The following is a 19,559-nucleotide window of genomic DNA, read 5'->3' as shown; positions in this document are numbered from 1 at the left end:
TGTTTTTTGCTGGCTTTTTTCGTTTACTATTTCACCCAATTTCGATTCGCTTTCATAAGGACTTGCGCATGCTCTGGTTGATGACGATGGGGCGACGCCTGAATGGCGTGTACGCCGCTTTTATGCTGGTGGCCTTCATGATGGGCGTAGCCGGCGCGCTACAGGCGCCGACGCTGAGCCTGTTTCTCAGCCGCGAGGTGGGGGCGCAGCCGTTTTGGGTGGGCCTGTTCTACACCGTCAACGCCATTGCCGGGATCCTCGTCAGCCTGTGGCTGGCGAAACGATCCGACAGCGAGGGCGATCGCCGCAAGCTGATCCTCTTTTGTTGCGCCATGGCCGTGGGCAACGCGCTGCTGTTTGCCTTCAACCGCCATTACCTGACGCTCATTACCTGCGGCGTGCTGCTGGCCTCTCTGGCGAACACCGCCATGCCGCAACTGTTCGCCCTGGCCCGGGAGTACGCCGACAACTCGGCGAGGGAAGTGGTGATGTTCAGCTCGGTGATGCGTGCGCAGCTCTCGCTGGCGTGGGTCATTGGTCCGCCGCTGGCCTTTATGCTGGCGCTGAACTACGGCTTTACCGCGATGTTTTCCATCGCAGCCGGGATTTTTGTCATCAGCCTGGCGCTGATAGCCTTCGCACTGCCGTCCGTGGCGCGCGTCGAACAGACAGCGGATAAACCGCTCACCCAGGTGAGCGGCTGGCAGGACAAAAACGTCCGCATGCTGTTTATTGCCTCGACGCTGATGTGGACCTGCAACACCATGTACATCATCGACATGCCGCTGTGGATCAGCAGCGATCTGGGCTTACCGGACAAGCTCGCGGGGATCTTAATGGGCACCGCTGCCGGGCTGGAAATTCCGGCGATGATTCTGGCGGGTTACTATGTAAAACGTTTCGGTAAACGGAAAATGATGGTGGTTGCGGTTGCAGCCGGGGTGTTGTTTTATCTTGGGCTGATCTTATTCCATTCGCGCGAAGCGCTGCTGGCGCTGCAGCTGTTTAATGCTGTGTTTATTGGCATCGTTGCCGGGATCGGCATGCTCTGGTTCCAGGATTTAATGCCGGGCCGCGCCGGGTCGGCGACCACGCTTTTTACCAACAGTATTTCGACCGGAGTGATCCTGGCGGGGGTGATTCAGGGGGCGCTGGCGCAAAGTTACGGGCATGGCTCAGTTTACTGGATGATTGCCGCGATTTCAGTGGTTACGCTTGGGCTGACTTGCCGGGTTAAGGATGTCTGATTCTGGAAGGCGGCTTCACGAAACAAATCAATGGCCCGCTTTTTGCGGGCCATTGCCTTTAGCCCATAAACGCAGGCTGTTTTTTCTCGTAGGCGGAGATAGCCTCTTCGTGTTGCAGCGTCAGGCCAATGCTGTCCAGACCGTTCAGCATGCAGTGGCGACGGAACGCATCAATGCTGAAGCTGTAGGTCTTGTCACCGGCCTTCACCACTTCCGCTTCCAGATCCACTTCAAACGACATCCCCGGATTTGTCTGCACCAGCGCAAACAGTTCATCGACCTGTTCGTCACTCAGCGTCACAGGCAGCAGCTGGTTGTTAAAGCTGTTGCCGTAGAAGATATCCGCGAAGCTTGGGGCGATAACCACCTTAAAGCCGTAGTCGGTCAATGCCCATGGCGCATGTTCACGCGACGATCCGCAGCCAAAGTTTTCCCGCGCCAGCAAAATGGAGGCGCCTTTGTATTCCGGAAAGTTCAGGACGAATTCCGGGTTTGGCACTTCGCCTTTATCGTCGAGGAAGCGCCAGTCGTTGAACAGATGCGCACCAAAACCCGTGCGCGTCACTTTCTGCAAAAACTGCTTAGGAATGATAGCGTCAGTATCGACGTTAGCGGCATCCAGCGGGACAACACGGCCCGTATGTTGGGTAAATTTCTCTGCCATGATTGTCTCCTTATTTCAGGCTGCGAATATCGGCGAAATGACCGGTGACTGCCGCAGCGGCGGCCATTGCCGGGCTGACCAGGTGGGTGCGCCCACCGCGGCCCTGACGGCCTTCAAAGTTACGGTTGCTGGTGGAGGCACATCGCTCGCCCGGATTCAGGCGGTCGTTGTTCATCGCCAGACACATGGAGCAGCCGGGCAGGCGCCATTCGAAGCCTGCTTCGATAAAGATCTTATCCAGACCCTCCGCTTCCGCCTGGGCTTTCACCGGACCGGAGCCCGGCACAACCAGCGCCTGCACGCCCGGCGCCACTTTGCGGCCTTTAGCAATTTCTGCCGCAGCGCGTAAATCTTCAATACGGGAGTTGGTACAGGAGCCGATGAACACTTTATCAATGCTCACGTCGGTCAGCGGTACGCCGGGTTTCAGCCCCATATAGGCCAGCGCCTTTTCTGCACTGGCGCGCTCGACCGGATCGGCGAAGGAAGCTGGGTCAGGAATGCTGTCGTTGACAGAAATCACCTGGCCCGGGTTGGTGCCCCAGGTGACCTGCGGGGCGATCTCTTCCGCCTGTAACGTCACAACGGTATCAAAAATTGCCCCCTCGTCCGTTTTCAGGGTTTTCCAGTACGCTACCGCGTCGTCAAAATTCTGACCTTTCGGCGCATGCAGACGCCCCTTCACATAGTTGAAGGTGGTTTCGTCTGGGGCCACCAGTCCTGCTTTGGCGCCCATCTCAATGGCCATGTTGCACAGGGTCATACGACCTTCCATGCTCAGCGCCTGGATAGCGTCGCCGCAGAACTCAACGACGTGACCGGTGCCGCCTGCGCTGCCGGTTTTGCCGATAATCGCCAGCACGATATCTTTCGCGGTGATACCCGGCGCGGCTTTACCCTTCACTTCAATCTTCATGGTTTTGGCGCGGCCCTGCTTCAGGGTCTGCGTCGCCAGAACGTGTTCAACTTCAGAGGTCCCAATCCCGAACGCCAGCGCGCCAAATGCGCCGTGGGTAGCGGTATGGGAGTCGCCGCAGACGATGGTCATGCCTGGCAGGGTAATCCCCTGCTCAGGCCCCATTACGTGGACGATACCCTGATAGGGGTGGTTCAGATCGTACAGCTCCACGCCAAACTCGTTACAGTTCTTAATCAGCTCCTGCATCTGGATACGCGCCATCTCGCCAGATGCATTGATGTCTTTGGTCTGGGTGGAAACGTTGTGATCCATCGTGGCAAAGGTTTTACCCGGCTGACGCACCGGGCGCTTGTGCGCGCGCAGGCCGTCAAATGCCTGAGGAGAGGTCACTTCATGTACCAGATGACGGTCGATGTACAACAGTGGGGTTTCGTTTGGTGCTTCGTAGACCACGTGCGCATCAAACAACTTCTCATATAACGTCTTAGCCATGATTACACCCCTTCAGCGACATAGCGGGCAATGATGTCGCCCATTTTATCGGTACTGACTGCCGCCGTGCCGCGTGCTAAATCGCCGGTACGGACGCCTTCTTCTAACGCACGGTTAATGGCGTTTTCAATTGCGGTTGCTGCATCGCCTGCATCCAGGCTATAGCGCAGCAGCAGAGCCAGGGAGAGGATCTGCGCAATCGGGTTGGCGATGTTTTTGCCTGCGATATCCGGCGCGGAGCCGCCCGCCGGTTCGTACAGGCCAAAGCCTTCTTCGTTCAGGCTGGCCGAGGGCAGCATACCCATGGAGCCGGTGATCATGGCGCATTCATCCGAGAGAATATCGCCGAACAGGTTGGAGCACAGCAGCACGTCAAACTGAGACGGATCTTTGATCAGCTGCATCGTTGCGTTGTCGATATACATATGCGACAGCGCAACGTCCGGGTACTGCTTAGCGACTTCACTGACGATTTCGCGCCACAAAATAGACGACTGGAGCACGTTTGCTTTATCAATAGAGGTCACTTTACGGCGGCGTTTGCGCGCTGACTCAAACGCGATATGAGCGATACGTTCAATTTCAAAACGGTGATACACCTCGGTATCAAACGCTTTCTCATGCTGACCGCTGCCTTCGCGGCCTTTTGGCTGACCGAAGTAGATCCCGCCGGTCAGCTCACGCACGCACAGGATGTCGAAACCGTTGGCGGCGATATCGGCGCGCAGCGGGCAAAACTCTTCCAGCCCCGGGTACAGCTTCGCCGGACGCAGGTTGCTGAACAGTTTGAAGTGTTTACGCAGCGGCAGCAGCGCGCCGCGCTCTGGCTGCTCTGCTGGCGGCAGGTGTTCCCACTTTGGACCGCCCACGGAGCCAAACAGAACGGCATCGGCATTTTCGCAGCCTTCTACAGTCTCTTTCGGCAGGGGAGTACCGTGGTTATCAATCGCAATACCGCCCACGTCGTAGTGGCTGGTGGTAATTTTCATCGCAAAACGCGAACGAACAGCTTCCAGTACTTTCAGCGCCTGTGCCATCACTTCCGGGCCAATACCGTCACCCGGCAACACAGCAATATGGTAATTCTTCGACATCACACGGTTTCCTTGTTGTTCTCTTTATTCTGAGCTTTGCGTTGCAACTCTTTTTCGACTTCGGCGGCGCGCCAGATGTTATTCAGGACATGCACCATCGCTTTCGCGGACGATTCGACGATATCTGTCGCCAGACCCACACCATGGAAGCGGCGACCGTTGTAGTTGACGACGATATCAACCTGGCCCAGGGCGTCTTTACCGTGCCCTTTTGCCGTCAGGTCGTATTTCACCAGCTCTACGTCGTACTCAGTGACGCGGTTAATCGCCTGGTAAATGGCATCCACAGGGCCGTTACCGTTGGCGGCTTCCGCTTTAATTTCATCGCCGCAGGCCAGCTTGACGGAGGCGGTAGCGATATCACTTGAGCCTGACTGAACGGTGAAGTAGTCCAGACGGAAGTGTTCTGGCTCTTCCTGCTGTTTGTTGATGAATGCCAGCGCTTCCAGGTCGTAATCGAAGACCTGGCCTTTTTTGTCAGCCAGTTTCAGGAATGCGTCGTACAGCTGATCCATGTTGTAATCGCTGTCCTGATACCCCATCTCTTCCATACGGTGTTTCACCGCCGCGCGGCCAGAGCGCGAGGTCAGGTTCAGCTGAACCTGGTTCAGACCGATGGATTCCGGAGTCATGATTTCGTAGTTTTCACGGTTCTTCAGCACCCCATCCTGGTGGATACCGGAAGAGTGAGCGAACGCGCCCGTACCGACAATCGCTTTGTTGGCCGGGATCGGCATGTTGCAAATCTGGCTGACGGTCTGGCTGGTGCGCCAGATTTCGTTGTGATTGATGCGTGTGTGCACGTCCATGATGTCTTTGCGCACTTTGATCGCCATGATCACTTCTTCCAGCGAACAGTTGCCTGCGCGTTCGCCGATGCCGTTCATCGCGCCTTCTACCTGACGCGCGCCGGCGTGCACCGCCGCGATAGCATTGCCAACGGCCAGACCCAGGTCATCGTGGGTGTGTACAGAGATAATGGCTTTATCAATATTTGGTACGCGGTCATACAGACCAGTAATGATGTTGGCAAACTCAAACGGCATGGTGTAGCCGACGGTATCCGGGATGTTGATGGTTCTGGCTCCGGCATTAATAGCGGCTTCCACAACACGGGCCAAATCGTCAATCGGCGTGCGGCCTGCATCTTCACAGGAAAATTCCACGTCGTCAGTGTAGTTACGCGCCCGTTTAACCATATACACCGCACGTTCGATCACTTCATCCAGCGTGCTGCGCAACTTGGTTGCAATGTGCATGGGGGAGGTGGCTATAAAAGTATGGATACGGAAAGCTTCTGCAACTTTCAGGGATTCCGCGGCCACATCGATATCTTTCTCAACGCAGCGAGCCAGAGCGCACACGCGGCTGTTTTTGATGGTGCGGGCGATAGTCTGCACTGACTCAAAATCACCCGGCGAGGAGACAGGAAAACCGACCTCCATTACGTCTACACCCATGCGTTCCAGGGCCAGCGCAATTTGCAGTTTTTCTTTAACACTCAGGCTCGCCTGTAATGCCTGTTCACCGTCACGTAAAGTAGTATCGAAAATAACGACTTGCTGGCTCATGGGTTAGGTCCTTGTCAGTCTTAGGGCGCCTTGCTACGAGCATAAAAAAACCCGCGCAGTGGCGCGGGTTTTTAGTTTTACTGAAGACGATTCAACGCTGAATTTCGCCCGCCAGTCTACCGCGCACAGTGGATGCGTTTAGTAGTAGTAGACCGGTGAAACGAAGGGTGTGAATCATGAATCCTGCTCCAGGTGAATGCGATATGCTTTTAGTGGTACTGGATACGCCGACTCATGTCAACCCCTCCCCGACAAAACGGGGACCCAACGCAGGGAGAATACATTAGCTAATTGTGCTGGTTTTTGCGTGGCTAACCGATTTTATTGTCTATTATTGGACTGGGGATTCATCTCTGGAATAATTTGAATATAATTGGTAGCAATTGAACATACTATTTTCATCAACATGCTAAGAAATGGAATGTGTTTCATATCATTGATTTATAAACTTCATGAATGATTTACGGGTAAGTAAGTTATCAAAATTGATATCAATTTGTTAATGAATATGCGTTGTATACTATTAATAGTTTAATAACGCTTAAGTCATTATTAATGAGAGCGTTGATTGTGTATTTGTCTGGTTTATGGTTTCATGCTCACAATAAAGTTTGAGATATCTTTTGAACGATTTTTAACTCTTCATTTATGGGGTGCGTAAAGCCGCTCGGTGAATGGGGCTCTTTATATATTCCGAATTTTAAATAATTTCCTTTCGCTTGTTGTATATGCATGGTAAATCATATTTTTCGAAGTTATTACTGTACCTGGGCAAAGGGAATTTAGCGTGACGGTGGAGTCAGAAATGCCAGAAAATAATATTAACCAACCACAGACTTATGATGGGGTTAAGCCTCAGTTACGCACAGTGGATCTTAACTTGTTAACTGTATTCGATGCAGTGATGCAGGAGCAGAATATTACGCGAGCAGCGCAATCTCTGGGAATGTCTCAGCCTGCCGTGAGTAATGCCGTAGCCAGACTTAAGGTGATGTTTAACGACGAGTTATTCGTTCGTTATGGGAGGGGAATTCAGCCCACAGCGCGTGCATTCCAGCTATTCGGTTCGATTCGTCAGGCGCTACAGCTAGTTCAAAATGAACTTCCCGGTTCGGGCTTTGAACCCTTAAGCAGTGAGCGGGTTTTCCATCTCTGTGTTTGCAGTCCGTTAGATAATTATTTGACGTCTGTTATATATAATAAAGTTGAACAGATCGCCCCAAATATTCATCTCGTTTTTAAATCATCATTAAATCAAAACACTGAACACCAGCTTCGTTATCAGGAAACAGAGTTTGTTCTGGGATACGAAGAGTTCCGCCGTCCAGAGTTTGCCTGTGTTCCGTTGTTCAAAGACGAAATGGTGTTAGTCGCCAGTAAAAAACATCCCCGTATGAATTCGCCGCTGCGTGAAAGCGATGTTTACAGTGAGCAACACGCCGTTGTTGCTCTTGACAGATATGCCTCATTCAGTCAGCCGTGGTATGACACCGCCGATAAACAAGCCAGCGTGGCTTATCAGGGAATGGCCATGGTCAGTGTATTAAATGTCGTTTCTCAGACGCAGTTAGTCGCTATTGCGCCGCGCTGGCTTGCTGAAGAGTTCTCCGATTCACTGAATCTGCAAATTTTACCTCTGCCGCTCAAGCTTAATAGCCGTACCTGTTATCTTTCCTGGCATGAGGCTGCGGGTCGGGATAAAGGGCATCAGTGGATGGAAGAGCTGCTGATCAATATTTGCCGTCGCTAGGTTCTGGTGAATAAACCGCATGGCGTCATGCGGTTTATTCTGCGGTTTTTAAAACTGGCGATATTATGTTCTGTGTTAATTTTTTCAGTTACTTATGCATGCTCAAAAATAGATGATTTCCTGATCCATCCTCTTTTTAAGAGATGAATTATTATTGTCTCCACTCATACCAGACGAATTCACCATATTCATGTCTGTCAGCTGTTTTTTCTGCTTTTATTGCTCATTCCCGCATCCCGTTTGCTAATTGCCTGCCTCATAACGAGCGGTTAAGGTATCCATCACTCTGCACATTATAAGATGGGTTTACCCTGTCAGAAGACGGCGCGGAAATGAATTCTGTAGACCGTCTATAACAAAAGCCTGGAGGCAAAGCATGGAGATGTTGTCTGGCGCGGAAATGGTCGTCCGATCGCTTATCGATCAGGGCGTGAAACAAGTGTTCGGCTATCCCGGAGGCGCGGTTCTCGATATTTATGACGCGCTGCACACGGTAGGCGGTATTGATCATGTTCTGGTTCGTCATGAACAGGCTGCTGTGCATATGGCTGACGGCCTGGCCCGCGCCACGGGCGAAGTGGGTGTTGTGCTGGTCACTTCCGGGCCGGGGGCGACCAATGCCATTACCGGCATAGCGACTGCGTATATGGACTCTATTCCACTGGTCATTCTTTCCGGACAGGTGGCGACGTCGCTGATTGGCTATGATGCGTTTCAGGAGTGCGACATGGTGGGGATCTCACGCCCCGTGGTGAAGCACAGCTTTCTGGTTAAACAAACTGAAGATATCCCGGGCGTACTGAAAAAAGCCTTCTGGCTGGCCGCCAGCGGTCGTCCTGGGCCAGTGGTTGTCGATCTGCCAAAAGATATTCTCAATCCGGGGAATAAACTGCCTTACCTTTGGCCTGAGTCGGTGAGCATGCGTTCGTATAATCCGACCACGCAAGGGCACAAAGGACAGATTAAACGTGCGCTGCAAACGCTGCTGGCTGCGAAAAAACCGGTGGTCTATGTGGGGGGAGGCGCCGTCAATGCAGCCTGCGAAACGCAACTACGCGAACTGATCGAGAAGCTTAATCTTCCTGTCGCGTCATCACTGATGGGGCTGGGGGCGTTCCCTGCCACGCATCGGCAGGCGCTGGGCATGCTGGGTATGCACGGCACCTACGAAGCCAATATGACGATGCACAATTCTGACGTGATTTTTGCCGTCGGCGTGCGTTTTGACGATCGCACCACGAACAACCTGGCGAAATACTGCCCGAATGCGACGGTGCTGCACATTGATATCGATCCTACTTCTATCTCTAAAACGGTGCCGGCGGATGTGCCGATCGTGGGAGACGCACGACAGGTGCTGGATCAAATGTTGGATCTGCTGGCGCAGGAGACCGCCTCTCAACCGCTGGACGAGATCCGCGACTGGTGGCAACAAATCGAGCAATGGCGTGGCCGTCAGTGCCTTAAATACGACACGCAAAGTGAGAACATCAAACCGCAGGCGGTGATCGAGACGATCTGGCGTCTGACCAATGGCGATGCGTATGTCACTTCTGACGTGGGCCAGCATCAGATGTTTGCTGCGCTGTATTACCCGTTTGATAAACCGCGTCGCTGGATCAACTCAGGCGGGCTCGGCACGATGGGCTTTGGTTTGCCCGCCGCGCTGGGGGTAAAGCTGGCGTTGCCAAACGAAACGGTTATCTGCGTAACGGGTGACGGCAGTATACAGATGAATATTCAGGAACTTTCTACTGCGCTGCAATATGAACTGCCAGTGCTGGTGCTGAACCTGAATAACGGTTACCTCGGCATGGTAAAACAGTGGCAGGATATGATTTATTCGGGCCGTCACTCTCAGTCCTATATGAAATCACTTCCGGACTTTGTCCGTCTGGCTGAAGCCTATGGTCATATTGGCATGCGGGTAACCGATCCGTCAGAGCTGGAAGCGAAGCTCGGCGAAGCGCTTGAGCACGTTAAAAACAATCGCCTCGTCTTCATGGACGTTATCGTCGATGGCACAGAGCACGTCTATCCGATGCATATTCGTGGCGGTGGTATGGATGAAATGTGGTTAAGCAAAACGGAGAGAACCTGATATGCGCCGGATATTATCTGTATTACTGGAAAATGAGTCGGGCGCACTGTCGCGGGTTATTGGGCTCTTTGCCCAGCGCGGCTATAACATTGAAAGCCTGACCGTCGCACCGACCGATGACCCTACGCTCTCGCGCATGACGATCCAGACTGTCGGCGATGCGAAAGTGCTTGAGCAGATCGAAAAGCAATTGCACAAGCTGGTGGACGTACTGCGCGTCAGCGAGCTGGGGCAGGGGGCTTACGTCGAGCGTGAAGTAATGCTGGTGAAAATTCAGGCCAGCGGTTACGGCCGTGATGAGGTCAAGCGCAACACGGATATTTTCCGTGGGCAGATTATTGACGTCACGCCTTCTATATATACTGTCCAGCTTGCCGGAACGAGCGATAAGCTGGACGCTTTCCTGGCCTCTGTCAGGGATGTGGCAAAAATTGTTGAAGTTGCGCGCTCTGGCGTTGTTGGCCTCTCGCGCGGCGATAAAATCATGCGTGAGTAGCGCAATAGGTTCGCCTCTTTCAGCCCGGTAGCCAAAGCCGGGCTTTTTTTTGCGTAATCCGCCGACAACGCAGACAAAAGCGGTTGCTGTGAAGGCTATTCTGCGTTTAGATGTTAAAATATTTAACCATAACCTTGACAGGGCCATGGACTCTTTTCTTTTTTTGAGGGGCAATTGTGAAACTGGATGAAATCGCCCGGCTCGCCGGCGTGTCGAGAACCACGGCCAGCTATGTGATTAACGGTAAAGCAAAGCAGTATCGTGTCAGCGATAAGACCGTTGAGAAAGTGATGGCAGTCGTTCGTGAGCATAATTACCATCCGAATGCTGTCGCCGCAGGTTTACGTGCCGGGCGCACCCGCTCTATTGGCCTGGTGATCCCGGACCTGGAAAACACCAGCTATACCCGCATCGCCAACTATCTGGAACGTCAGGCTCGTCAGCGGGGCTATCAGCTGTTGATTGCCTGCTCCGAGGATCAGCCCGACAACGAGATGCGCTGCATTGAGCATCTGCTGCAACGTCAGGTTGATGCCATCATCGTGTCGACCTCTTTACCACCCGAGCATCCGTTCTATCAGCGCTGGGCGAACGATCCGTTCCCGATAGTGGCGCTGGATCGTGCGCTCGATCGTGAACATTTCACCAGCGTCGTGGGTGCCGATCAGGACGATGCAGAAATGCTGGCTGCCGAGCTGCGTACCTTCCCGGCTGAAACGGTGCTGTATCTTGGCGCTTTGCCTGAACTTTCGGTAAGCTTCCTGCGTGAACAAGGGTTCCGTACGGCATGGAAAGACGATCCGCGTGACGTTCATTATCTCTATGCCAACAGTTATGAGCGCGAAGCGGCTGCCCAGCTGTTCGAGAAATGGCTGGAAACGCACCCGATGCCGCAGGCGTTGTTTACCACCTCGTTTGCTCTGTTGCAGGGAGTGATGGACGTGACGTTACGTCGCGATGGCAAGCTGCCATCCGATCTGGCGATTGCTACCTTCGGTGATAACGAACTGCTCGACTTCCTGCAATGTCCAGTGCTGGCCGTGGCTCAGCGTCACCGCGACGTCGCCGAGCGCGTGCTGGAGATTGTTCTGGCAAGCCTGGATGAACCCCGCAAGCCGAAACCCGGGCTTACGCGTATCAAACGTAATCTCTATCGGCGCGGAATTTTGAGCCGCCATTAATATTTCCACAGGGGCGGTATAACTGCCCCTTTTGCGGCGAATTTATTGCGATAAATAATTCCCGGATAAAAATTAGGATTTATCTCTAAGATTCATAGCCTGCTATTTTTCTGAATCCATTTTGGTGTTAAAAAGCACAATTATAAATTTTTGACTGACATTTCTTTGTATTGTTTTGTTACAAACAGGCGCCAGCCGATGAATATTCAGCCATTTTTCACTCTCCCTCCAGGCCTCAATGCACACGAACGAATCCATATTGCCTCGGGATTAAACTGGTGCTGTTATCCCCCGGCGATATGCCTTAAAATGCTGCCCGCGTCGCAAACTGACACTTTATATTTCCCTGCGATGATATTGAGTGAGTCTTAACGCTCGTGTGCATATTCGGTTTTTTTCTTACAAATATTCATAACGTTAATTTTGCCTCGCCAGTTGTTTAGTTATTAGCCAGGTCACTCTTGCTCTGTAAATAGGATGCTTTCGGGTCCGTACAGAGAGAGTCCTGGCTTGACAAGCTTTTCCCTCGCTCCGTAAACTCCTTCAGGTGGGAATTTGTGGGTTAAAGTGGTGAGGAGGGGTGAGGCTGGCATGTTCCGTGGAGCAACGTTAGTCAATCTCGACAGCAAAGGGCGTTTATCGGTACCAACCCGATACCGTGACCAGCTGATTGAGAACGCTTCGGGTCAACTGGTTTGCACCATTGACATCAACTCCCCCTGCCTGCTGCTTTATCCTTTGCCTGAATGGGAAATCATTGAGCAAAAGCTGTCGCGACTGTCGAGCATGAACCCGCAGGAACGCCGCGTACAGCGGTTGTTATTGGGACATGCCAGTGAATGTCAGATGGATAGCGCCGGGCGATTATTGATTGCGCCTGTGTTGCGGCAACATGCCGGTCTGACTAAAGAAGTGATGCTGGTCGGGCAGTTCAACAAGTTTGAACTGTGGGACGAAACGACCTGGTATCAACAGGTCAAGGAAGATATCGACGCTGAGCAGTCTGATTCCGCAACATTATCGGAACGGCTGCAGGACTTGTCTCTATAAATATGATGGAAAATTATAAACATACAACGGTGCTGCTGGATGAGGCCGTTAACGGCCTGAATATTCGTCCAGATGGCATCTATATTGATGGCACTTTTGGTCGCGGTGGCCACTCGCGTTTGATCCTCTCTCAGCTTGGAGCGGAAGGGCGCCTGCTGGCAATTGACCGCGATCCGCAGGCGATTGCCGTTGCGCAAACCATCGATGACCCTCGCTTTTCCATCGTGCATGGACCTTTCTCTGCGCTTGCGGATTATGTCGCCGAGCGCGGCCTGACCGGCAAAATCGACGGGATCCTCCTCGATCTTGGTGTCTCTTCACCACAGCTTGATGATGCAGAACGCGGCTTCTCCTTTATGCGCGACGGTCCGCTGGATATGCGTATGGACCCCACCCGCGGCCAGTCTGCCGCCGAGTGGTTACAAACTGCTGACGAAGCGGATATTGCCTGGGTGATCAAAACCTTCGGCGAAGAACGCTTTGGCAAACGTATTGCGCGCGCCATCGTGGAGCGCAACCGCGTTGAGCCAATGACCCGTACCAAAGAGCTGGCAGAAGTCATCGCGGCGGCAACGCCAGTGAAGGACAAGCACAAACATCCTGCGACCCGTACCTTCCAGGCGGTTCGTATCTGGGTAAACAGTGAACTGGAGGAAATAGAGCTGGCGCTAAAAAGCTCGCTCGACGTGCTGGCCCCGGGTGGGCGGTTATCCATCATCAGCTTCCATTCGCTGGAAGATCGCATCGTTAAGCGCTTTATGCGTGAACAGAGCCGCGGTCCGCAGGTTCCAGCTGGGCTGCCGATGACGGAAGAACAACTCAGAAAGCTGGGAGGCCGTCAGTTGCGAGCATTAGGCAAGTTGATGCCGGGCGAAGAAGAGGTGACAGAGAATCCACGTGCCCGTAGTTCAGTGCTGCGTATTGCAGAGAGGACGAACGCATGATCAGCAGAGTGACAGAGACCCTAAGCAAAGTTAAGGGATCGTTAGGAAGCAACGAGCGCCATGCCTTGCCTGGCGTGATCGGTGACGATCTTTTGCGGTTTGGGAAGCTGCCACTCTGCTTGTTCATTTGCATCATTGTGACGGCAGTCATGGTGGTAACCACCGCTCACCATACCCGTTTATTAACTGCGCAGCGCGAACAGATGGTACTGGAACGCGATGCGCTGGATATTGAATGGCGAAATCTGATCCTTGAAGAAAACGCGCTCGGCGATCACAGCCGGGTTGAACGGATCGCAACGGAAAAACTGCAATTACAGCATGTTGATCCTTCGCAGGAAAATATCGTAGTACAAAAATAAGGGAAAACGCGACGCATGAAAGCAGCGGCAAAAACGCTAAAACCAAAACGCCAGGAAGAACAGGCCAACTTTATCAGTTGGCGTTTTGCGTTGCTTTGCGGCTGCATTTTACTGGCGCTGGGTTTCCTGCTGGGACGCGTGGCGTGGCTACAAATCATCGCGCCTGACATGCTGGTGCGTCAGGGGGATATGCGTTCTCTGCGCGTGCAGGAAGTTTCTACCTCTCGTGGGATGATCACCGACCGCTCCGGCCGCCCGCTGGCGGTGAGCGTACCGGTGAAGGCGATCTGGGCCGATCCTAAAGAGCTGCATGACGCAGGCGGGATCACCCTTGATAACCGCTGGAAGGCGCTCTCAGACGCGTTGAAAATGCCGCTGGATCAGCTGGCGTCACGCGTTAACGCCAACCCGAAAGGGCGCTTCATCTATCTTGCCCGTCAGGTGAACCCTGATATGGCTGACTACATTAAAAAACTCAAGCTGCCCGGCATTCATCTGCGGGAAGAATCCCGCCGTTATTATCCTTCCGGTGAAGTCACCGCGCACCTGATTGGCTTCACCAACGTGGATAGCCAGGGGATTGAAGGCGTTGAAAAAAGCTTCGACAAGTGGCTTACCGGCCAGCCTGGCGAGCGAATCGTGCGTAAAGACCGCTATGGTCGCGTCATTGAAGATATTTCCTCGACAGACAGCCAGGCCGCGCACAACCTGGCCCTCAGTATTGATGAGCGCTTGCAGGCGCTGGTCTATCGTGAGCTGAACAACGCCGTCGCGTTTAACAAGGCGGAATCGGGCAGTGCCGTGCTGGTGGATGTGGCGACAGGTGAAGTGCTGGCGATGGCCAGTAGTCCCTCATACAACCCGAATAATTTTGCCGGTACAGCAAAAGATGCGATGCGTAACCGCTCCATCACCGATGTGTTTGAACCCGGTTCAACCGTAAAACCTATGGTGGTGATGACGGCTCTACAGCGGGGCATCGTCAACGAAAATACCGTTCTGAATACGATCCCTTATCGAATTAACGGCCACGAAATAAAAGACGTGGCACGTTACAGCGAACTGACCCTGACCGGGGTCTTACAGAAGTCGAGTAACGTCGGTGTGTCAAAACTGGCGTTAGCGATGCCGTCCTCAGCGTTAGTAGATACTTACTCACGTTTTGGGCTGGGAAAGGCGACCAATTTGGGGTTGGTCGGAGAACGCAGTGGCTTATATCCTCAAAAACAACGGTGGTCTGACATAGAGAGGGCCACCTTCTCTTTTGGCTACGGGCTAATGGTAACTCCCTTACAGTTAGCGCGAGTCTACGCAACGATTGGCAGCTATGGCATTTATCGCCCGCTGTCGATCACCAAAGTTGATCCACCGGTACCGGGGGAACGTGTTTTCCCGGAATCTATCGTTCGTACCGTCGTACATATGATGGAAAGCGTCGCGCTGCCCGGTGGTGGTGGCGTGAAGGCCGCGATTAAGGGCTATCGTATCGCCATCAAAACCGGTACAGCGAAAAAAGTGGGGCCGGACGGCCGCTATATCAACAAATACATTGCCTATACCGCAGGCGTAGCGCCTGCAAGCAATCCGCGTTTTGCGCTGGTGGTCGTCATCAACGATCCGCAGGCGGGTAAATACTACGGCGGCGCCGTCTCCGCGCCTGTGTTCGGGGCTATTATGGGCGGCGTGTTGCGCACCATGAACATTGAACCGGATGCGCTGGCGACGGGCGAAAAAAGTGAATTTGTAATTAATCAAGGCGAGGGAACAGGTGGCAGATCGTAATTTGCGCGACCTTCTTGCTCCGTGGGTGCCTATGCTACCTGCGCGAGCACTGCGAGAGATGGTACTGGACAGCCGCGTAGCGGCTTCTGGCGATCTTTTTGTGGCAGTGGTAGGTCATCAGGCGGACGGGCGTCGTTATATCCCGCAGGCGATTGCGCAAGGTGTTGCTGCCATTATTGCTGAGGCCAAAGATGAGGCAACAGACGGTGAGATCCGTGAAATGCACGGCGTGCCGGTCATCTATCTCAGCCAGCTGAATGAGCGTCTCTCCGCGCTGGCAGGACGTTTTTACAACGAACCTTCCGACCAGTTAAAGCTGGTTGGCGTGACAGGAACCAACGGAAAAACCACCACCACTCAGCTGATGGCGCAGTGGGCTCAGCTGCTGGGTGAAACCGGTGCCGTCATGGGCACGGTGGGGAACGGTATTCTGGGCAAAGTAAGCCCGACGGAAAACACTACAGGCTCGGCGGTTGACGTGCAGCGTGTGCTGGCAGGCCTTGCAGAGCAGGGGGCGACCTTCGCAGCGATGGAGGTCTCCTCCCATGGTCTGGTACAACATCGCGTGGCGGCACTGAAATTTGCCGCCTCTGTCTTTACAAACCTGAGCCGCGATCACCTTGATTATCATGGTGATATGGAGCACTACGAAGCGGCGAAATGGCTGCTTTATTCCACTCACCACCACGGGCAGGCGATCATTAACGCCGACGACGAAGTCGGTCGCCGCTGGCTGGAAAAACTGCCAGATGCGGTGGCGGTGTCGATGGAAGATCGCATTAATCCGAACTGTCGTGGCCGCTGGCTGAAGGCAGTCGAAGTGAACTACCACGATAGCGGGGCGACGATCCGCTTTGCTTCCACCTGGGGCGAAGGTGAAATTGAAAGCCGCCTGATGGGGGCTTTCAACGTCAGTAACCTGCTGCTGGCGCTGGCGACGCTGCTGGCGCTGGGTTACCCGATGGTGGATCTGCTGAAAACGTCTGAGCGTTTGCAACCGGTCTGTGGCCGCATGGAAGTGTTCAGTGCGCCGGGCAAGCCGACGGTGGTCGTGGATTACGCCCACACGCCGGATGCGCTGGAAAAAGCGCTGGAAGCGGCGCGTCTGCACTGCGCAGGCAAGCTCTGGTGCGTGTTTGGCTGCGGTGGCGATCGCGACAAGGGCAAACGTCCGCTGATGGGCGCCATCGCTGAGCAGTTCGCGGATATTCCCGTGGTGACCGATGACAACCCGCGTACCGAAGAGCCGAGGGCCATTATCAACGACATTCTGGCGGGCATGCTGGATGCGGGTCGTGCGCGCGTGGTCGAAGGCCGTGCGGAGGCCGTGACTAACGCCATTATGCAGGCGCAGGAGAACGATGTGGTTCTGCTGGCCGGTAAAGGTCATGAAGATTATCAGATCGTCGGCAATCGTCGTCTGGATTACTCCGACCGCGTGACGGCAGCGCGTCTGCTGGGAGTGGTGGCATGATTAGCATTACGTTAAGCCAGGCCGCTGCGGTATTGCAGGGGATGCTGCATGGTCAGGATCAGACCATCGAGGCTGTGACCACCGACACCCGTAAGGTGACGGCGGGCTGCCTGTTTGTGGCGCTGAAGGGTGAACGTTTTGACGCCCACGATTTTGCGCAACAGGCTAAAGATAACTGCGCGGGTGCGCTGCTGGTCAACCGTAAGCTCGATATCGATTTGCCGCAGATTGTGGTGAAAGATACGCGCCTGGCGTTTGGTGAGCTGGCGGCATGGGTTCGCCAGCAGGTGCCAACACGCGTCGTGGCGCTGACGGGCTCGTCGGGCAAAACCTCCGTTAAAGAGATGACGGCGGCGATCCTTAGCCAGTGCGGAAACACGCTTTATACGGCGGGCAACCTTAATAATGACATCGGTGTACCGATGACGCTGCTGCGCCTGACCCACGAGCATGAATATGCGGTGATTGAGTTAGGGGCTAACCATCAGGGCGAAATCGCCTGGACCGTGAGCCTGACGCGTCCGGAAGCGGCGCTGGTGAATAACCTGGCGGCGGCACATCTTGAAGGTTTTGGTTCGCTGGCCGGTGTGGCGAAAGCGAAAGGTGAAATTTATACCGGCCTGCCGGATGACGGCATCGCCATTATGAATGCCGATAACAATGACTGGCTGAACTGGCAGAGCATCATTGGTTCACGCAAAACCTGGCGCTTCTCCCCGAATGCGGCAAACAGTGATTTTTCGGCGACCAACATTCATGTGACGTCACACGGCACCGAGTTCACCCTCACGACCCCAACGGGCGACATCGACGTGCTGCTGCCTCTGCCGGGTCGTCATAACATCGCCAATGCGCTTGCTGCGGCAGCGCTCTCAATGGCGGTAGGGGCCTCACACGCTGCGATAAAAACTGGTCTGGCAAATTTAAAAGCCGTGCCGGGGCGTCTGTTCCCGATCCAGCTGGCTGAAAACAAACTCCTGCTGGATGACTCCTACAACGCTAATGTCGGCTCCATGACGGCGGCCGTGCAGGTCTTGTCTGAGATGCCGGGCTATCGCGTGATGGTTGTTGGCGATATGGCCGAGCTGGGTGATGAAAGCGAAGCCTGCCACGTACAGGTTGGCGAAGCGGCGAAAACTGCCGGGCTTGACCGCGTACTGAGCGCAGGCACGCTGAGCAAGGCCATTTCCGATGCCAGTGAAGTTGGCGAACATTTTGCCGATAAATCTGCACTGATCGAACGCCTGAAGGCATTGATTACAGAAAAACAGATTGTGACTGTTTTAGTTAAAGGTTCACGTAGTGCCGCCATGGAAGAGGTTGTGCACGCATTACAGGAGAACGGGACATGTTAGTTTGGCTGGCCGAACATTTGGTCAAATATTATTCAGGCTTTAACGTCTTTTCCTATCTGACGTTTCGCGCCATCGTCAGCCTGCTGACTGCGCTGTTCATCTCGTTGTGGATGGGCCCGCGCATGATTGCCCGTCTGCAAAAACTCTCTTTCGGCCAGGTCGTGCGTAACGACGGTCCGGAATCGCATTTCAGCAAGCGCGGTACGCCGACCATGGGCGGGATCATGATCCTGACCGCGATTGTGGTGTCCGTTCTGCTGTGGGCTTATCCGTCTAACCCTTACGTCTGGTGCGTGCTGACCGTTCTGGTTGGCTACGGGATCATCGGTTTTGTTGATGACTACCGCAAAGTCGTGCGCAAAGACACCAATGGTTTGATCGCCCGCTGGAAGTATTTCTGGATGTCGGTAATTGCGCTGAGTGTGGCCTTCGCGCTTTACCTGGCAGGAAAAGACACCCCGGCCACCGAGCTGGTGGTGCCGTTCTTCAAAGACGTGATGCCGCAGCTGGGGCTGTTCTACATTCTGCTGGCTTACTTTGTGATCGTCGGCACCGGCAACGCCGTCAACCTGACCGATGGTCTGGACGGCCTGGCCATCATGCCAACCGTGTTTGTCGCGGGCGGTTTCGCGCTGGTGGCGTGGGCGACCGGTAACATGAACTTTGCAAACTACCTGCACATCCCGTACCTGCGACACGCTGGTGAGCTGGTGATCGTCTGTACGGCGATTGTCGGCGCGGGGCTGGGCTTCCTGTGGTTCAACACCTATCCGGCGCAGGTCTTTATGGGCGACGTCGGTTCACTGGCACTGGGCGGCGCGCTGGGCATTATCGCCGTGCTGCTGCGTCAGGAGTTCCTGCTGGTGATTATGGGCGGTGTGTTTGTGGTTGAGACCCTGTCGGTGATTTTGCAGGTCGGTTCCTTCAAGCTGCGCGGCCAGCGCATCTTCCGTATGGCACCGATTCACCACCACTATGAACTGAAAGGCTGGCCGGAGCCGCGCGTCATTGTGCGCTTCTGGATTATTTCGCTGATGCTGGTGCTGATTGGCCTGGCAACGCTGAAGGTACGTTAAT

17 protein-coding genes are annotated in these 19,559 nt (G+C 54.1%); 12 read left to right on the top strand and 5 right to left on the bottom strand.

Features of this window, described 5'->3' with window-relative positions; genetic code table 11:
- The first annotated feature begins 68 nt into the window (after positions 1–68).
- The gene (locus ACOTZP_RS05520) at positions 69–1,247 is read left to right on the top strand and encodes a sugar efflux transporter (RefSeq protein WP_271074965.1); all 1,179 of its coding nucleotides are present in this window, start codon (positions 69–71) and stop codon (positions 1,245–1,247) included.
- 58 nt (positions 1,248–1,305) lie between these two features.
- Here the strand turns inward: ACOTZP_RS05520 and leuD are convergent, their stop codons facing one another.
- From leuD to leuL, 5 genes are all read right to left on the bottom strand, one after another.
- Positions 1,306–1,911: a 3-isopropylmalate dehydratase small subunit gene (gene leuD / locus ACOTZP_RS05515; protein WP_271086657.1), complete on the bottom strand. Its 606-nt coding sequence runs from the start codon at positions 1,909–1,911 to the stop codon at positions 1,306–1,308.
- 10 nt (positions 1,912–1,921) lie between these two features.
- On the bottom strand, positions 1,922–3,322 hold the full coding sequence (leuC, locus tag ACOTZP_RS05510) for a 3-isopropylmalate dehydratase large subunit (RefSeq protein ID WP_003856382.1): 1,401 nt from the start codon (positions 3,320–3,322) through the stop codon (positions 1,922–1,924).
- 2 nt (positions 3,323–3,324) lie between these two features.
- Positions 3,325–4,416, bottom strand: a complete 1,092-nt coding sequence (leuB, locus tag ACOTZP_RS05505; protein ID WP_271074963.1) for a 3-isopropylmalate dehydrogenase — start codon at positions 4,414–4,416, stop codon at positions 3,325–3,327.
- Positions 4,416–5,987, bottom strand: a complete 1,572-nt coding sequence (leuA, locus tag ACOTZP_RS05500) for a 2-isopropylmalate synthase (RefSeq protein ID WP_271074962.1) — start codon at positions 5,985–5,987, stop codon at positions 4,416–4,418. Before leuA ends, leuB begins: the two co-directional genes overlap by 1 nt.
- Before the next feature lie 91 nt (positions 5,988–6,078).
- Complete coding sequence (gene leuL / locus ACOTZP_RS05495) at positions 6,079–6,165, bottom strand: leu operon leader peptide (protein ID WP_210875854.1); 87 nt, start codon at positions 6,163–6,165, stop codon at positions 6,079–6,081.
- A gap of 627 nt (positions 6,166–6,792) precedes the next feature.
- Here leuL and leuO point away from each other — a divergent pair.
- From leuO to mraY, 11 genes are all read left to right on the top strand, one after another.
- Positions 6,793–7,737, top strand: coding sequence for a transcriptional regulator LeuO (leuO, locus tag ACOTZP_RS05490; protein WP_022647036.1), 945 nt, complete (start codon positions 6,793–6,795; stop codon positions 7,735–7,737).
- 376 nt (positions 7,738–8,113) lie between these two features.
- On the top strand, positions 8,114–9,838 hold the full coding sequence (ilvI, locus tag ACOTZP_RS05485) for an acetolactate synthase 3 large subunit (protein WP_023299318.1): 1,725 nt from the start codon (positions 8,114–8,116) through the stop codon (positions 9,836–9,838).
- A 1-nt stretch (position 9,839) separates the two neighbouring features.
- Entirely contained in the window at positions 9,840–10,334 is a 495-nt protein-coding gene (gene ilvN, locus ACOTZP_RS05480) for an acetolactate synthase small subunit (RefSeq protein WP_023305437.1), read from the top strand.
- Positions 10,335–10,510: 176 nt separating this feature from the next.
- Positions 10,511–11,515, top strand: a complete 1,005-nt coding sequence (cra, locus tag ACOTZP_RS05475) for a catabolite repressor/activator (RefSeq protein WP_003856369.1) — start codon at positions 10,511–10,513, stop codon at positions 11,513–11,515.
- A 591-nt stretch (positions 11,516–12,106) separates the two neighbouring features.
- Positions 12,107–12,565, top strand: a complete 459-nt coding sequence (mraZ, locus tag ACOTZP_RS05470) for a division/cell wall cluster transcriptional repressor MraZ (protein WP_014830641.1) — start codon at positions 12,107–12,109, stop codon at positions 12,563–12,565.
- Positions 12,566–12,567: 2 nt separating this feature from the next.
- A complete protein-coding gene (rsmH, locus tag ACOTZP_RS05465) occupies positions 12,568–13,509 on the top strand; it encodes a 16S rRNA (cytosine(1402)-N(4))-methyltransferase RsmH (RefSeq protein ID WP_271074961.1) in 942 nt (313 codons plus the stop codon).
- Positions 13,506–13,871 carry a cell division protein FtsL gene (ftsL, locus tag ACOTZP_RS05460; protein WP_003856363.1) on the top strand — a complete coding sequence of 122 codons (366 nt, stop codon included), beginning with the start codon at positions 13,506–13,508 and terminating at the stop codon, positions 13,869–13,871. The genes rsmH and ftsL overlap by 4 nt, the downstream gene beginning before the upstream one ends.
- A gap of 15 nt (positions 13,872–13,886) precedes the next feature.
- The gene (ftsI, locus tag ACOTZP_RS05455; protein WP_022647040.1) at positions 13,887–15,653 is read left to right on the top strand and encodes a peptidoglycan glycosyltransferase FtsI; all 1,767 of its coding nucleotides are present in this window, start codon (positions 13,887–13,889) and stop codon (positions 15,651–15,653) included.
- Entirely contained in the window at positions 15,640–17,127 is a 1,488-nt protein-coding gene (murE, locus tag ACOTZP_RS05450; protein WP_046619892.1) for a UDP-N-acetylmuramoyl-L-alanyl-D-glutamate--2,6-diaminopimelate ligase, read from the top strand. Before ftsI ends, murE begins: the two co-directional genes overlap by 14 nt.
- Positions 17,124–18,482, top strand: a complete 1,359-nt coding sequence (gene murF / locus ACOTZP_RS05445; protein ID WP_271074960.1) for a UDP-N-acetylmuramoyl-tripeptide--D-alanyl-D-alanine ligase — start codon at positions 17,124–17,126, stop codon at positions 18,480–18,482. Before murE ends, murF begins: the two co-directional genes overlap by 4 nt.
- A complete protein-coding gene (gene mraY / locus ACOTZP_RS05440; protein ID WP_271074959.1) occupies positions 18,476–19,558 on the top strand; it encodes a phospho-N-acetylmuramoyl-pentapeptide-transferase in 1,083 nt (360 codons plus the stop codon). The genes murF and mraY overlap by 7 nt, the downstream gene beginning before the upstream one ends.
- Position 19,559: the final 1 nt, after the last annotated feature.

It is taken from the genome of Enterobacter cloacae complex sp. SYL001 (assembly GCF_049237025.1).
Lineage (GTDB): Bacteria > Pseudomonadota > Gammaproteobacteria > Enterobacterales > Enterobacteriaceae > Enterobacter > Enterobacter intestinihominis.
This window is presented reverse-complemented; position numbering and strand designations above follow the sequence as displayed.

What these genes read in the sequence shown, in the direction of transcription:
- ACOTZP_RS05520 (WP_271074965.1), top strand. Translation starts at nt 69, where the DNA reads ATGCTCTGGTTGATGACGATGGGGCGACGCCTGAATGGCGTGTACGCC.
- leuD (WP_271086657.1), bottom strand. Translation starts at nt 1,911, where the DNA reads ATGGCAGAGAAATTTACCCAACATACGGGCCGTGTTGTCCCGCTGGAT.
- leuC (WP_003856382.1), bottom strand. Translation starts at nt 3,322, where the DNA reads ATGGCTAAGACGTTATATGAGAAGTTGTTTGATGCGCACGTGGTCTAC.
- leuB (WP_271074963.1), bottom strand. Translation starts at nt 4,416, where the DNA reads ATGTCGAAGAATTACCATATTGCTGTGTTGCCGGGTGACGGTATTGGC.
- leuA (WP_271074962.1), bottom strand. Translation starts at nt 5,987, where the DNA reads ATGAGCCAGCAAGTCGTTATTTTCGATACTACTTTACGTGACGGTGAA.
- leuL (WP_210875854.1), bottom strand. Translation starts at nt 6,165, where the DNA reads ATGATTCACACCCTTCGTTTCACCGGTCTACTACTACTAAACGCATCC.
- leuO (WP_022647036.1), top strand. Translation starts at nt 6,793, where the DNA reads ATGCCAGAAAATAATATTAACCAACCACAGACTTATGATGGGGTTAAG.
- ilvI (WP_023299318.1), top strand. Translation starts at nt 8,114, where the DNA reads ATGGAGATGTTGTCTGGCGCGGAAATGGTCGTCCGATCGCTTATCGAT.
- ilvN (WP_023305437.1), top strand. Translation starts at nt 9,840, where the DNA reads ATGCGCCGGATATTATCTGTATTACTGGAAAATGAGTCGGGCGCACTG.
- mraZ (WP_014830641.1), top strand. Translation starts at nt 12,107, where the DNA reads ATGTTCCGTGGAGCAACGTTAGTCAATCTCGACAGCAAAGGGCGTTTA.
- rsmH (WP_271074961.1), top strand. Translation starts at nt 12,568, where the DNA reads ATGATGGAAAATTATAAACATACAACGGTGCTGCTGGATGAGGCCGTT.
- ftsL (WP_003856363.1), top strand. Translation starts at nt 13,506, where the DNA reads ATGATCAGCAGAGTGACAGAGACCCTAAGCAAAGTTAAGGGATCGTTA.
- ftsI (WP_022647040.1), top strand. Translation starts at nt 13,887, where the DNA reads ATGAAAGCAGCGGCAAAAACGCTAAAACCAAAACGCCAGGAAGAACAG.
- murF (WP_271074960.1), top strand. Translation starts at nt 17,124, where the DNA reads ATGATTAGCATTACGTTAAGCCAGGCCGCTGCGGTATTGCAGGGGATG.
- mraY (WP_271074959.1), top strand. Translation starts at nt 18,476, where the DNA reads ATGTTAGTTTGGCTGGCCGAACATTTGGTCAAATATTATTCAGGCTTT.